The 14,374-nt window shown below is 58.4% G+C and carries 11 protein-coding genes; all 11 read right to left on the bottom strand.

The annotated features are described in order from the left end of the window. Window positions 1-62 precede the first annotated feature (62 nt). The gene (locus RGU44_RS09275; RefSeq protein WP_322216791.1) at window positions 63-659 is read right to left on the bottom strand and encodes a type VI secretion lipoprotein TssJ; all 597 of its coding nucleotides are present in this window, start codon (window positions 657-659) and stop codon (window positions 63-65) included. A 41-nt stretch (window positions 660-700) separates the two neighbouring features. After that, on the bottom strand, window positions 701-1,105 hold the full coding sequence (locus RGU44_RS09280) for a DUF4150 domain-containing protein (RefSeq protein WP_322216794.1): 405 nt from the start codon (window positions 1,103-1,105) through the stop codon (window positions 701-703). An 8-nt stretch (window positions 1,106-1,113) separates the two neighbouring features. Further along, window positions 1,114-1,761, bottom strand: coding sequence for a DUF3540 domain-containing protein (locus RGU44_RS09285; RefSeq protein ID WP_322216796.1), 648 nt, complete (start codon window positions 1,759-1,761; stop codon window positions 1,114-1,116). Beyond that, window positions 1,758-2,720, bottom strand: a complete 963-nt coding sequence (locus RGU44_RS09290; RefSeq protein ID WP_322216798.1) for a pentapeptide repeat-containing protein — start codon at window positions 2,718-2,720, stop codon at window positions 1,758-1,760. The genes RGU44_RS09285 and RGU44_RS09290 overlap by 4 nt, the downstream gene beginning before the upstream one ends. Further along, window positions 2,713-5,307 (bottom strand): DUF2169 family type VI secretion system accessory protein, encoded by a 2,595-nt coding sequence (locus RGU44_RS09295; protein WP_322216800.1) that lies wholly within the window; start codon window positions 5,305-5,307, stop codon window positions 2,713-2,715. Before RGU44_RS09295 ends, RGU44_RS09290 begins: the two co-directional genes overlap by 8 nt. Before the next feature lie 38 nt (window positions 5,308-5,345). Further along, the gene (locus tag RGU44_RS09300; protein WP_322216803.1) at window positions 5,346-7,925 is read right to left on the bottom strand and encodes a type VI secretion system Vgr family protein; all 2,580 of its coding nucleotides are present in this window, start codon (window positions 7,923-7,925) and stop codon (window positions 5,346-5,348) included. A 36-nt stretch (window positions 7,926-7,961) separates the two neighbouring features. Beyond that, the gene (tssH, locus tag RGU44_RS09305; protein WP_322216805.1) at window positions 7,962-10,694 is read right to left on the bottom strand and encodes a type VI secretion system ATPase TssH; all 2,733 of its coding nucleotides are present in this window, start codon (window positions 10,692-10,694) and stop codon (window positions 7,962-7,964) included. Beyond that, on the bottom strand, window positions 10,695-11,702 hold the full coding sequence (gene tssG, locus RGU44_RS09310) for a type VI secretion system baseplate subunit TssG (protein WP_322178833.1): 1,008 nt from the start codon (window positions 11,700-11,702) through the stop codon (window positions 10,695-10,697). Beyond that, window positions 11,666-13,381: a type VI secretion system baseplate subunit TssF gene (gene tssF, locus RGU44_RS09315; protein WP_322178832.1), complete on the bottom strand. Its 1,716-nt coding sequence runs from the start codon at window positions 13,379-13,381 to the stop codon at window positions 11,666-11,668. The genes tssG and tssF overlap by 37 nt, the downstream gene beginning before the upstream one ends. A 3-nt stretch (window positions 13,382-13,384) precedes the next feature. Continuing rightward, window positions 13,385-13,804: a type VI secretion system baseplate subunit TssE gene (gene tssE / locus RGU44_RS09320; protein ID WP_322178831.1), complete on the bottom strand. Its 420-nt coding sequence runs from the start codon at window positions 13,802-13,804 to the stop codon at window positions 13,385-13,387. Between the two features lie 71 nt (window positions 13,805-13,875). Next, complete coding sequence (locus tag RGU44_RS09325; protein ID WP_322178830.1) at window positions 13,876-14,364, bottom strand: Hcp family type VI secretion system effector; 489 nt, start codon at window positions 14,362-14,364, stop codon at window positions 13,876-13,878. Window positions 14,365-14,374: the final 10 nt, after the last annotated feature.

Below are 14,374 nucleotides of genomic sequence, written 5' to 3' on the forward strand. Positions count from 1 at the left end.
GGGCTCGCGTTCGGGCAAAAGATTGAAAAAAAGTGGCGACTGCAACGCTCACGATAAAAAAGTCAGTCCTGTGCGCCCGGCAGGCGCACCTCGCCTTCTCTGGGTTGCACAGGCTTGGGCAGCGCAAGACGACTTTCCTTGCCACGCAGCAGAGCCTCGGACCCTACGAGCAGGTCAATGGCGATGGGGCGCGGCGTGGCGGTCCAGGTTTTGCTGAAGAAACCAGTGGAAGTAACGTCGACGCCGATCTGATACAGCTTGGCGCTGCGCATCGGGTCCAGGTGGGCGTAGCCTGCCGAGATGCCGACCATCTTCGCGCCCTCGAGCCGAGGCAGACTCAACTGCTTGCTCTGACCCGGCTCGATGAACAGCCGCGTGAGGCCGATCATTCCGGTCGGCGCGCTGTTCATCAGCAACAGACTGCTCAATTGCTGGGAACTGCCGGTGTAGGCCGAAAACGCACTGATCTGATCGAACTGCGTGACCACCACCAACAGGTTATGCGCCTGGCCGTCGTACTGATTGAGGTCGTTATCGGCGGTAAAGCTCAGCTCGATGGCATTCTCGGTGTAGTCCCATTTGAGTTCGGTGAGGGCCTTTTGCTCGGGGGTGAGTTCCTGGCTGCTGCAGGCGGTGAGCAGCAGACAAAGACTGAGCATTGCCCCAAAACACTTCATGGATGACCCATTCATCAAGGTGCTCACGCCATCACCAGGACAGCGGTCTGGCTTGGCTGCGAAACCGTACCCATGGTGTTGTTGGCGTTGTGCATGGTCTGGCAAGTGACGCGCACGGCGGGCTTGCCACCGACCATCACTTTGCTGCTGCCATCGATGAAAATCATTTCGCCCTTGACCTTGCCGCTGGTGACGCCACCGGCCACGCCCGCCTCATCACCACTGGTCATCAACACCTTGCTGGACATGTTCATCGCTGGCATGCCATCCACCAGCACTTCCATCACCAATCCACCCGGATCTGCAGCGCTGGTATCGGCAGTATTGGGATAAGGCAAAGGCACTGGCCCGGCTGGCGGGACCGGTGTTTTGCAGATATCGGGCACCGTGGACATCGCCATCGCACCGCCATTATTGAGCATGTACATAATCGATCTCACCCCAGCTTGATGCTGTCGCCATCAATGGCAACGCTACGTTGTGCATTCAGATCCAGCGTGTCGGCCTGCACGCTCCAGTCGTCGAGCACGCGCTGGCGCAAGGAACCTGCATGGAATTCTTCATGGCCTTCGACTCGACGGCGGCTATCACCAAAATCCGCCTCGTGGCGCACGGCCTTTTCGCGGTGATAAACGCTGTTGTCGTGCCGCTCGACCCAATGGTTCTCAAGGTGCTCGCCACTCATGGCCAGGGTGCCGACAGTCAGGCTGGCGCGTTGCATCTGCACACTGCCCTGCTCGGCACACACCCGTAATGCAATACCGGCGTCAAGGCTCACGCCGTCGCGAGCCTGAATGCTCAGCGCGCCAGCGGGCAGGCTCAAATGCAGGTCGCCGTCCAGATGCATACGCGCCGGTTGAGCGATGACGCGTTCAAGCACGCTAAGGATGTAACCTCCTTGCGCGTCCAGGCTGACCAACACCTTGTCCCCCACTGCCGGACGCACCAGACAACCGAATGCGGGTTTTAGCCAATAGCGGCGGCCATCGCTGCTGACCACACCGAAACGCTCGCCATCCAGTGCGTTGACCTGTGCATGGCATAATTCAGCAGCGGCATCGCAATACTGCGGGGCTTCATTCATCTCGAATTTCCTAAAGAGGCAGGCCGCCATTGCTCGGCGGCGAGGCGTTCGGTATCAACGGGTTGGATGGCCTGAGGGTTGCTCTGCTGCCAGTCGGCCTGGGTAAAATCGGCGGCATGGGCATTCATGCCTGTCACGTCGGCCGCGACGAACGAGGCCCGCGAGGCATGCAGCGCTGTGCAATCGGCATAACGCAACAGTGCGCGGTCAAACCGCGCGCCTGGCATCTGGGCGTCTGCCAGAATGGCCATCTCCAGAACTGCATCACTGAAATCGACCGAGTCAAAATGGCTGGCATTGAACAGAGCGCCCTTGAGGTTCGCGCCGAGAAAAGCCGGGGACTCGCCCGTACTGCGATAGAACGAGGCGCCCTCCGCCTGCACGCCATGAAAATCGGCCCCGCTCAAGGACGACTCATCGAAGGCACACTGCTGCAAGGACGCCAGACCGAAGCGCGCCTGATCGAGTTGGCAGTCGATCAGCCGAGCCTTCTCGAAATGCGCCGACTGTGCGTCAAGACCCTTCAGATCGCACCGGCTCCATTGGGATTGGCTCAATTGGGTGGCTGCCAGTCTGATGCGCGGTACGCGGCACTCCAAGAGCGTGAAAGCCTGTAGCTGCGCACCCGACAGTTCCAGATCCTCGCCGTGGCATTGCGCCCAGTAGGCCTTGTTCCAACGCACATTCTTGAACAGCGCGCCCTGCAATGAACACGCGTTCATGTGCAACGAATCCGCAGTACTGTCGGAGAAATTGGCGCCGTCCAGGCGGCAGTCTTTCCAATTGCTTTGGGTCAGAATCGCCCCGGTAAATTGCGCGCCACGCGCATCAACTTTTTCCAGCCGCGCGTTGCTCAAATTAACGCCACGATAGTCGCCACCCGCCAGATTCAACGCTCGCAAGGGCTGCCAATCCGCCAGCAATTCCCTTAGACGCTCTGCACTTAATACCTCAAGCATGAGTCAAGCTCTCCTTGAGTCGGCAACGGGTCATCAATGCCTGCTCCAGGCGCACGCCATTGCCATGCACAGCGTCACTGGCCAAACCATGCAAGTTGCTGCCACTGAAGTTGGTCTGCTCCAGGCACACCTTGCGCAAGCGGCCGTTAAGCAGGTTGGCGCCAGACCAATCAGCGCGACTCAAGTCACATCCCGACAGATAGACACCTTGCGCGATCAGCTCAATACCATCGGAATCACTCAGGTCGCAACGGGTCAGCAGCGCGTCGTTAAGCCGTGTGCCGCGCAGGCTGGCGTGATTCAGATCGGCGTCCTGAACGCTGGCATCAGTCAGGTCGGCATCGTCCAGGCGCACACCCGGCAAGACGCAGTGATCGGCCACACGCAGGTTTTGCAGATTGCACTCGCGCAGGTCCAGATTGCGCCCCACAACCTTGGCGAAATCGGCTTTGCTGAGAGTGGCGCGGCGCATGTCCGTCGCGTCCAGTGTGCAGTCGTAGAACGTGGCTTTGTGAAGGTTGCTGTCCGCGAGTATTGCGCCACTCAGGTCGCATTTATTGAGGCGCAGTTTGCTTAGACTGGCGTTGCTCAGTTGAGCCTTATCGAGGCTGCATTCGTTGAGTTGAGCTTGTTGCAGGCTAGCCTCGGTGAAATCAGCACCGGAGAAATCACTTTTACTGGCTCGAATACCCAAAAGGTTGGCCCCCTTGAACGACGCTCCTTGGCATAGAACCCGTTGAAAGACTGTTTCTTGCAAGGACGCCTTATCCAGACTCGCAGCACTCAAATCACAACCGACAAATTGACTCTGGCTCAGATCCGCATTTGCCAGACAAGCACCTTTGAGCTGACAGTTTTCAAACAGCGTTCTTTTCAGGTCTGCTTGACCCAGATCTATCCCTGAAAGATCAAGGCCATTGAGGCTGAGGTTCTGCAACGACTTACCCGCCACGTGTAAGGCTTGCAGCGATTCGCGGGTCAGATTGCAGTATTCGGCAGGCGTTGGTACGGGGCCGAATTTGATTCGATCAGCCGCCAGTGCCTTGTCGACAGCCGCGAGTTTCTGATCGATGGTGGTCTCGATCGCTTGTGCACGGGAAAATCCCGCTGCCACTTTTTGAACCATATCCGCCTGCTGTGCTAGAGGCAGGTCCAATCGGGCCAGCAAACCCATGAGGTCAACCTCGGGTACTGGTTGCCTTGCCAACGCCAGGGTCTTCTCGACATCCAGATCCAATCGAGTGATCGCACTCCGGGCATGGCGCATGCTATCGGCCTTGGCCTTAGCGAATTCCGTCTCGATTTCGGCTCGTAGCGCCCCTGGATCGAAGGGCTTGGCAGGCGGCTGTGGCTCTCGCATGAACGCCGAAAAATCCAGTTTGGCCAACGGCGGATAATCTGCACGGTTGAAAGGCATGCCCATGCCTGTCGCCATGTCCTGGGCGACCTGAAGACTCTGCTCATGCGCCACGGATAATTCGGCGTGTATTGCGTCCGCAGCAGCCCGCACACTGGCAATCATGGGCCCGGAGTCGAACACCTGCGGCTCGGTGGGCGGTATCTCGACCGGTTCGACCGGAGGACGCGGCCAAAGCCGATCAATCCATGTCTGCTTGTCCCGCTCGGCATCCCCGACACGCTCAAGGGCCATCGCCAGTGTGGCGATATCCTGCGCATCGATATCGAGTACAGACACCTCTGCCCGGTATAGCAAAAGCACACTCTGCGCCTCGGGGAACAGCCATACCGTATCGAGGTCCATTGGCGCCTCGGTGATCGCAAGGTGCTTATCAGTGCGCTCGACAAAAAGTCGTGGTCGCAGGCCAGGCAGGCGCCCGGACACTTGTGCCTGGGTGGGGTGCATACCCGTCACCGACCAAGCTTCATCACCTCGCCAAAACCCGGCACTGCATTGGTCCTGCGCCACTTCATCGAACCAGCGGGCATCGGTGTCCAGCGGCAGGAACGGTGCACGATAGGCGGCCCAGTCCTCGTCAAGGGTGCCCATAAAGGCACTGCGCGCAGCGCTTTGCGGTGGTAACGGCATGAAGCTGGCAGTTGCCGGGCGATCCTCGGGATCGCAAACACTCAGGTTCGCGACTTCCAGTTGCGCGAGTGCAGCTCCGCCTGCGGTATCAGTATCCGGACAATGACCTTTGCCCACTGGGTTATCCGCCCATCGGGAACCACCGTAGGCGTTTTCCAGGCTCAACGGCAGGCAATCGATCTGTCCAGTTGTAACAGGCATCCAGCCCAAGAGGCCCTTGTTCCATTGACGGGGCGGGAACACATGCAGTGTTTTCTCAAGCGTTCCCAGACGTACCCGCACTGCCATTCCAGCGCGCTGTGCATCGGTCAGGGCATAGGCTTGCCCCTGCACTGCGAAGGTGCCACGGCTTTTTTTCAAACCGCTGTCCAGCGCCTGCTTGCCCATGCGCTCGGCGAGCCAGCTCCAGGTTTGCCCGGCGGGCATGATCTTGCCTTCGGCATCCACTAATAGGCCGAAAGTAACCACCAGGACATGGGTATCCCGCAGCTTGGAAGTAGCAAGCAATACAAGGCTGGCGTGTTCACATTTGAGTTGCATCAGACTCTCCGCACATGTTTTAGAGCAACCGTCGCCTGTCAAACTGCGGGAGCGCCGCCAGCGGCGCCGGCACCGTCACCAGCGACTTCGGCCGCCTCCACACTGGCGGCACCTGCTGCTGCCTGAGCTTCTACATTGACCTGATTGACTGCGGTTTCGAGGATGATTTTTTTCAGTTCTATCGAGGCTCTACTTGTTAACGCTTGTATCGCCAAACTTGGAGGAATCGGGACCGGCGTGTTAATTAAAGTATCCGTAATCCGATTGCCTATCACTGCTGAGTCGCCCACATAAATACTTTCGACAACTGACAGTGCGCCGCCAAGTAGGACGTTTCCGGAAACATGTAGATCAGCATCAACATGGACAATGCCGTCCGATTTGATAACCACGCCATCCTGGGTCAATACAATAGTATTAGCGCCCACCGTAATCTCGTGAGACATGGTGGATAAATGCATAAAATAGGCAGACTTTTCCAGTTTTACTTCATGCCTCTCGGAGCCGACGACAACCGAACTGCCGTTATAAAACGATTTATCACTTTTGGCTTTATTGACCTTCTTGTAAATCTCGCCAATATTAACCTTTAAGGGAACCCACTCATATGAAAACGCTGCGATACCTAGTTTGATATCCGCACTCACGCCATTGAGCGCGACATTCAAGTTTAAACCGTTAGCAACAATAGAACCTTTAACTGCGGAAAAACTCGCCGCCAAGTCAATGGTCGCCGTGCTTTTCTTGGTTCTATTACTTACATACGCATAGCTACTGGCACCACCCTCCTCTGGTGAATCTACACCACCCGGTTCACTTGTGAACTTTCTGCTCAACCCTGTTTCTTTGGAGTTGGCGTCCATCGGCGACTTCGGCGCACTCCCCCCACCGATAGACAGCGTATAGACACCCGGCACCTCATGCTTATACGAACTGGACGCCAGTTGCATATGCTTGTCCGTTCGCAAATGCGCCCCACTGATATCGCCTTCGCCCAACGTAAAACTACAACCGGTAGAAGCGCCCATCTTCATCATGGGCCCGGACGGGCTGTCTTCCATGGCAAACAAATGCCCACCGGGAGTGCTCAAGCCACTTTGGGTCGCGTTATCGCCGGTGACCACATTAGGGTTCTCGGAGTTGGGCACGCTACCGGTGATTACCGGGCGGTCTGGGTCGCCGCCTAAAAACGACACCAGCACTTCCGTGCCTTTTAACAGCGGGAAATTCATGCCATGGCTCGAACCGCTGGACAACGTGGCCATGCGCAGCCAGGCCGAGCCACGGGTGGCGTTCTTTGCGCCGCGAATAAACGGAAAGCTGACTTTGTAGCAACCCTTATCGTTAAGCAGTGGGCGACCGGTGTCTTCATCACCATCCACTACCGCACTGAGCACACCCTGCACATAAGGCCGGGGCGTGACACAGAGTGCACGGAATTGCACATCGCCGGGCAAGGCGATAAAACGGGTGTTGATGCCCTGCCCCGGACCTTCACCCTCCGAGCCCAGGCCCGGCAACGGCTGATAACCCTCATGGTGAACTTCAATAACTTGATAACCGGCATTGAACATCGGACGCGGATGGCCCACTAACAGCATCGGATAGCCTGCGCGCAACCCCGTGGCTCGACCGGCGCCATGAAACTCCCGTTGACGACAACCGATGGCCTGGGCGCGTCGATTGGCCAACCATTGCCCCTGTTCGAGGGAACCGAAGTGCTCGCCATATAGCCCTTGCCCGCCGATAAATACAGGCGAACTCGATACCGCCGTGCGTTGTTCGAGTGAGGCATCTGCCCCAAGGCTGGCACTTGCCACCGAGGCGTTGACCTCTAACTTCAACTGCGCGTTGGTCGCGGAAAAGTCCTGTAGCGTGACTCCCGCCGCTTGCCGGACCAGCTTGCGCTCGAAGCTACGGGCTACCGCCAGGACCCGGCCTACATCCAGTTCCGAATCTTGACGACGATAGGTCAGAAGACTGGGGAGTTGCGGCTGGTAAAGCCTGTCGCCACACAGCACCAGCGCCTCTCCGTCAGGCCCTTGTTCAAAGAAGTAATACACACCGAAATATTCAAGAAGACGTGAAATAAAGGCGAAACTCGTTTCTTCGAACTGGCAGGTAAAAGTCGCCTGTGTCAGCGGATCATCAGCCAGAGGCAGGCGGATATCGAAGTCATAAGCCGAACCGGGCAAACCGTTGATACCCGGCCCTTCGACATTCAGATCAGCCAGCTTGAGCACGTCGCGAATCAGTTCCGGCAGGCTTTTGTCCAGCCAGATTTCGGAAAAGCGGAAATGACGCAACTGCACAAAGCGCGGTTCCAGCACCACACGGTAGTAGTAATAAAGGGAATCGGCGTCGAGATAATCGACCTCCGTTACCATGCCCTGATAGGGGTGCGGCAAACCCAATGCATCACTCAGGGTCAATACCGCTCGGTTGCCAAGTAGCGCTTCGTCATCGAACAAGGGATTGATCGTGGCCAGCCGAACCTCGAAACGATACGGCTGAGAGAGCTTTTCCTCGCCCTGCCACTGCTGCACCCACAACGTTTCTAGCAACAGCGAGGGTGCAAGGCTGGCGAAAGTACAGAGCGCGTGATCATTGAGAGCCATCAATCAATCCTTGTTCTTCAGTAGGTAAACGAGCGGTCACTCTAGGGTTTCAAGCAGCGCTTCACCCTCGGGTAAAGACCTGATCGCATCGGCCTCTACCTGGGTAATCACCCACTCCCCGCCACCACCCACCGCCACATGTAGCCCGGCCAGCGGGCGCTGATCGGCAATCGCCCCCAGCAACACGTCGGACAAACGCGGCGTCAGGCTTTTGCGCAGAATGAAGTCGATGTTGCGCGCTCCGCTCTCCACTTCTGTGCAGCGTGCGGCGATGGCGTCGGCGACCTCCTCCGAAAACGTCAGGCGTACTTTCGACGAGGCCAGCAGGCGCTCGCTGAGCCGGCCCAGCTTGAGGCGCACGATGCCTGCCAGTTGCTCGCTGCCCAAGGTGAAAAACGGCACGATGGTCATGCGCGCCAACAACGCAGGTTTGAAATGGCGGGACAGGGTCGGACGGATCTTTTCCGCCAGGGTGTCCGGGTCTGGACGCCCATCGATGCACAGGTTCTGGATTTCTTCGGTGGCCAGGTTACTGGTCAGCAGCACCACCGTGTTGGAGAAGTCGATCTGCCGTCCTTCGCCGTCGGACAGGCTGCCCTTGTCGAAGACCTGATAGAAAATGTTCACCACGTCCAGGTGGGCTTTCTCCACTTCATCGAGCAGCACCACCGAATACGGACGCTTGCGCACCGCCTCAGTCAACATGCCGCCTTCGCCGAAACCGACATAACCGGCAGGCGAACCCACCAGACGGCTGACGGTGTGCTTCTCCTGGTACTCGCTCATATTTACCGAGATCATCGCCTGCTCGCCGCCGAACAAGTGTTCGGCCACGGCCAAGGCGGTTTCGGTCTTGCCGACACCCGATGGACCGACCAGCAGGAATACTCCCAAAGGCTGTTGCGGATCGCGCAGGCCGGATTGCGCGGCCTTAAGGATTTCCGCGATCTGTTCGACGGCAGTGTCCTGACCGCGAATGCGCGTCTTGATGTTATCGGCCAAGGCCAGCACACCACCCGCAGCGTCGCGCAGCACTTTGCCCAGCGGCACGCCGGTCCAGTCGGAGACGACCTTGGCAATCGCATCCGGATTGACTTCGGTGAACAGCAGCGGTTCGTCACCTTGCAGCGCAGCCAGCGCCTCGCGGGCCTGATCCAGCTCGGCCTGACGTTCGCCCAGCGATGCCAGTACCTGAGCAGCTTCGCCCTCAGCCAGTGTCGGCAGATCCTGTTCTTTCAGGGTCAGCTGCTTACGGGCTTCGAGAACGCGTACCGCTGCATCACGCTCGGCCAGCCAGCGGGCTTCCAGCACGGCACGCCTGTCGTCAATGTCAGCCTGTTCGTCTGCGATATCTGACAGGCGCAGGTCTTCCACAGGGAAACCGTTGGCGCGGTCGCGCTCCAGTGCGTTCAGCTCGCGAGCCAGACCGGACAACTGCCGCTCCATGCGCTCCAACTCGGCAGGCTTGATGCCCAGGCCGATCCGCACCCGAGCGCTGGCGGTGTCGAGCAAGTCTACGGCCTTGTCCGGTAGCAAGCGCCCGGTGATGTAGCGATCCGACAATTCGGCGGCGGCAACGATAGCGTCATCACGCACGCTGACACCGTGGACTTTTTCGTAATGACCCTTGAGACCACGCAAGATCAGCACGGCGGTTTTGACACTCGGCTCATCCAGTTTGACCAGTTGAAAACGGCGCGCCAAGGCTGGGTCTTTCTCGAAGTACTTTTTGTATTCCGACCAGGTCGTGGCGGCGATGGTGCGCAACTCGCCACGGGCCAATGCGGGCTTGAGCAGGTTGGCCGCATCGGACCCCCCTGCCGCGCCGCCAGCACCGATCAGCATGTGTGCTTCGTCGATGAACAGGATCACCGGCGTGGTAGATGCCTTTATCTCTTCGATGACGCCACGCAGGCGGTTTTCGAACTCGCCCTTGACGCTGGCGCCCGCTTCCAGCGCACCCAGATCGAGGCTCAGCAGGCGGGTATTTTTAAGAAAGTCCGGCACTTCGTTCTGGCTGATCAATAACGCCAGGCCTTCGACCACGGCGGACTTGCCCACACCGGGTTCGCCCACGGCGATAGGGTTGTTTTTACGGCGTCGGGCAAGGATGTCGATCATCTGACGAATCTCATCATCGCGGCCGAAAATCGGGTCGATGCGCCCCGCCGCTGCCTTGGCGGTAAGGTCTTCGCAAAAGCGACCGATATTGTCTTCAGCGGCGGGCGCGATACCGCCTGCACTGGCGACCGAAGAAGACCCCAAGCCGGATTGCAGACTGTCCAGCGGACCTTCACTGGAGCCGCCCAACAGGTGGGAAAATTCAGCCGTCAGGGCATCGGCGGAAATGGGCTTGAGCATTTCGCCGTAACGAGTGCCGGCGGTGTAGTAACCCAGACGGGAAATCAGCGCCAGCAGCAGCGAGCCACCGCGAATCCGCCCGGTGCCGACCACCAGCGAGGCAATCAGCCAGGCATCCTGAATCCACTCAGTGAGCAGGCTGGCGAACACCGGCCGCCCGGGATTACCGTTTTTCAGCTGCGCCAGGCCGTCGTCAAGCAGCGCGCGCAGGCGCATCGGATCGATTTCGAATCGCGTAAGGATGCGCGTCACATCGGCATTCGGATCTTCCAGCAACTGACGCAGCATGTGCTCCAGGGAAATCTCGTAATGAGTGCGCGCCAGGGTCAGGCCCGCCGCGTTCTCCAGGGCCTTGGTGCTGTAAACATTGAGCCTTGCGAACAGCGGTTTGAGTTCTACCTGAATCATCTATCGAGCCCTCTCTTCGAGCATTGGTCCGTGTTCGGCCGTAAGCATGAATACAACGTCGTCCTGTGTGTCGCCGTCACCCAGCCAGGTATCGAGGCCGAGCCGCTGCCAGCCGCCCCCCAGCGAAGCGCATTGCTGCTCATCTGCAGCAAGACGCATGACCAATCGGCTGCGTAGCGGCGTCTGCAGGTACAACGCCACCAACCGTTCGAGCTTTTGATAAAGCGCTTGCCCTGGCAGCAACCCGTGAAAACGCTCGGCACTCAGTGAGTCCAGGCGGATATCCAGCGTGCCACTGCGGTCCATGACCTCTCGACCGAGCAGGCTGTTTTCGCCTAATACACCGCACTGCATTCCCAGGTAAGTGCGCGCCGGACGGTCAATGCGCAGACGCGTCTCGACACAGGGCACCACTTCCACCGGCACATCTTCGAGCACCGCCTTGACCAACTGTTGCAGGCCGAGGGCCGAGCGCGGGTGCTGGTTGAATAAACCGGCATAACGCAGCAGATCGACGGATTGATCCCGTTGCTCGGGACGCGCATCCGCAATGCCGATCAATGCCTGTAGCTGGCGCAGGCTCTTGACGTCCCGTCGCTCGGTAATATCAATCCAGATCCGGTGCTTTTCCCAAGCCCGAAACAGCAGTGGGTAAAGCGCGGCATGCAGGATGTCGAGAAAGTCGCGCCCCGCTGAATGGCCCTGCAGTTGCTCGTCGATCAGGTCTTCGGTGTAAAACGTCGGCAACGGCGAGGTGACGCCATACAGGCCAAAAAAGTTGGCCTCTATCCGATAGCGGCCATCTTCGCTTTGCTCGATACGCTCGATATCCCGTTGGGGAAATCCAAGCCCTAGCCGTGGCCGGACCCGCACGTTCTCGACGAAATCTTTTTCGCTCGGGAAACGCAATCGCAACAGGCGCAAGGCCTGGAAAAAACCATAGTCGCCGCCGTCATCGAGCAGCGGATCGATCACAGCAGGCGTTGGTGCCCGATCTTCGCTGGCCATTTCAAGGTCTCATGGTTGACGCTGTCGAACAGCGTGAAAGCGGTAAAGCTATTAATAGCTGTACAGCCAGCGAAAAATTCATCGAGCACGCAACCGAACATGTAGAAATTGCCTGGACTCAGGAAGTGGTCGCCCCGGCACTCGACCCGGACCACGCTGCCTTCAATGGGCAGCCCGCGAATGAAACGGCGCTCGTGGGTAACCGTGACGTTTTCGATAGCATCGATTCGCCGCTCGTTGGCGTCCTGGGCGCCTTCGCCGACGCTAGGCAGATAGAGCGACAGCAGGCCTCGCAGGTAGTCGCGATCAGCCAGGCGGAAGTGATTGGCATTGAGCTGCGAAAGCATGCGCCACAACAGTTTGTCGTCGAACTTGGGAGGCTGGCACGGAGTAATACTGCGAATGCTCTTGAATTCGACCCTGGGTGGCGTGTTGTCGGTGGGCTGATTCAAATCACCCAGACGCAAGCTTTCCGGCAACTTGCCATTGGTACACAGCAAACCGATGGACAGCGTCATCTCGCCAGGCACTTTGCCTTCGCGGTAGGGCAGGCTCAAATAATGGTCATAGCCGTGAGCGTCGATAGTCGACTGTCGGATTCGCAAGTTGTAGGTATCACGCTGCGAGAACGTATTGAACGGCTCCAACTGCCGCTCGCCCCCTGCGGCAGAATAAGCGCTGACCTTGAGCACCGAATGAATTCGCATGCTCATGCGTTGGCCATGATCGGCGGGCTGGATGCGGTAGTCGACTTGCTTGTGGTCGATGCGCAACGGGTGCGCTTCCTGGGCAAACAGGTTGATCGCTGGGGTTACCCCCATCATGAAACTGTTGGCGGACAGATTCGGCGTCCAGTCCGGCAAGCTCTCGAACATCAGACGTACGCTGAATCGGCCGTCCTTGCCCCTGACACGCCACTGTTTGAAACCGGAAAGCTCGACGAAAAGAAACTTCTCGGGCAGCGCGAAGTACTCCTGCAAGCAGCGATAGGCAGGATGGGCGGTGTCGGGAAAAGGCAGCAAGACATTGCTCGCATCGAACCCCAGGCCACGTAAATGCCTGGCTGGCAGCAACGTCATGGGCTGCCCTTGCGCACAGATACGAATCTCACGCAGGTTGAGCTGCAGCAGACGCAACAACTTGCAGCCATCCACCAAGCCATCGCCGAGATAGAAACGCAGGGTGTCAGCGTGCCAGTCATCTGGATCGGCGGTGGTGAAAGCGAAATCCAGGACCAGACTGCGTTCTTCACCGGCACCGCCATCCCAGCGTGTACCGATCAGTTGCAGCGGTTCGAGGTCTACCGCCGAAGTGCTGCGAAAGCGCACCCGCTGTCCATCGACAGGCACCGAGGCGACCTCGCATCCGGCATCGATACGCGTGGCTTGTTGTAACGGCCCGCGGGGCTGGAATTGAAGCAGTGTCAGGCAGGGCAATGGCTGCAGATAATGTGGATAAAGCAGCTGCGCCAGCTCTTGAATGAACTCGGGAAACTCGTCGTCCAGCCGTTGGCGAACCATCCCGGTGAGAAAGGCGACACCTTCGAGCAAGCGCTCGACATCCGGATCATTGGCCGAGTCCACACCCAACAGCGGTGCCAGGGCCGGGTTGCTACGGGCAAACTCATCGGCCAGGCGGCGCAGGTGGTTGAGTTCACTTTGATAATGGTTGTTGAGCATGACTTAGTGCATCGCCAGGGAAACGCGGCCGTCCGAAGACACGCGCGTTGCCAGGTGAATGGGAATGTCCCGATCATCAATCGCCACCAGGCCTTCAAGGCTGAAGCTCAGCGACAACACTTCCTGAGCGCCTTCGGCGACCAGAATGCGCGGCGACTTCAACCGAGGCTCGTAGCGGGCGATCATGCGAGTCATGTTCTCAATTATTTGCGTGGTCTCGCCGGTCGCAAACGAACCGGCCAGATTGGTGAAATCGGGTACGCCAAAATCGGCGTCGATTGGCACGCTGCCGCGCCGGGTGTTCAAGATGCGTTGCAGGTGCTGAACGATTGACTGCGTAAGCACTTCCGCCTGGGTCAGGTGCGTGCGGCCGGTTTCAACCTGCAAGCCCGTGATGCGTTCCAGCAATCGTTTTTCTCTCAACGCCGTGTACCTTCTGAAATTGAAAGAACACCGCCCTGAACCAGGGCGGTGAAGGATGACTCAGGCTTTGCTTACGCTTTTGGCGCCAGCCACGAATCTTCGGCTTCGATGCCGTCCGGCACCCAGGTCCAGACGATTTTTTCGTAAGTGATGCCGATGTCTTCCATGTGGCCCATTTGCTTGAACTCAGGGCTCAATACGTTGGGTACCCAGGTACGGGCCGAAACAAGCACTGCGTTGCTCAGGGTGATGGTGTAGTACTTTTCTTCCGTGCCTTTGGGCGAGATGCGATAGAACTCAAGCACAACGGACTTGAGTTGTTCGCCGGAGGTCAGGGCTTGCAGCAGCTTCGGCGAAGCCTTGTCGATCTCTTTGGTCAGGGTCATGCCCTGGTGAACACGCTTGCCTGCGGGCAAGCCGGTCTGCGGGTTCTTGGGAATATCGATCAGGTGTTCAACGGCTTGTACGAGGATCATCCCTTCGTGGCCGGTAACACTGCTTGAACCTTCGATCTTGCCTTGGTTCTGGCCTTCGATACTCAGGTAGCATGGCATTGGCATAACGTGTACT

The sequence above is a fragment of the Pseudomonas sp. 5C2 genome (assembly GCF_034314155.1).
In the GTDB taxonomy this organism is placed as follows: Bacteria; Pseudomonadota; Gammaproteobacteria; order Pseudomonadales; family Pseudomonadaceae; genus Aquipseudomonas.

Coding starts and splice junctions, on each gene's coding strand:
- RGU44_RS09275 (WP_322216791.1), bottom strand. CDS start 659: ATGCTCAGTCTTTGTCTGCTGCTCACCGCCTGCAGCAGCCAGGAACTC.
- RGU44_RS09280 (WP_322216794.1), bottom strand. CDS start 1,105: ATGTACATGCTCAATAATGGCGGTGCGATGGCGATGTCCACGGTGCCC.
- RGU44_RS09285 (WP_322216796.1), bottom strand. CDS start 1,761: ATGAATGAAGCCCCGCAGTATTGCGATGCCGCTGCTGAATTATGCCAT.
- RGU44_RS09290 (WP_322216798.1), bottom strand. CDS start 2,720: ATGCTTGAGGTATTAAGTGCAGAGCGTCTAAGGGAATTGCTGGCGGAT.
- RGU44_RS09295 (WP_322216800.1), bottom strand. CDS start 5,307: ATGCAACTCAAATGTGAACACGCCAGCCTTGTATTGCTTGCTACTTCC.
- RGU44_RS09300 (WP_322216803.1), bottom strand. CDS start 7,925: ATGGCTCTCAATGATCACGCGCTCTGTACTTTCGCCAGCCTTGCACCC.
- tssH (WP_322216805.1), bottom strand. CDS start 10,694: ATGATTCAGGTAGAACTCAAACCGCTGTTCGCAAGGCTCAATGTTTAC.
- tssG (WP_322178833.1), bottom strand. CDS start 11,702: ATGGCCAGCGAAGATCGGGCACCAACGCCTGCTGTGATCGATCCGCTG.
- tssF (WP_322178832.1), bottom strand. CDS start 13,381: ATGCTCAACAACCATTATCAAAGTGAACTCAACCACCTGCGCCGCCTG.
- RGU44_RS09325 (WP_322178830.1), bottom strand. CDS start 14,364: ATGCCAATGCCATGCTACCTGAGTATCGAAGGCCAGAACCAAGGCAAG.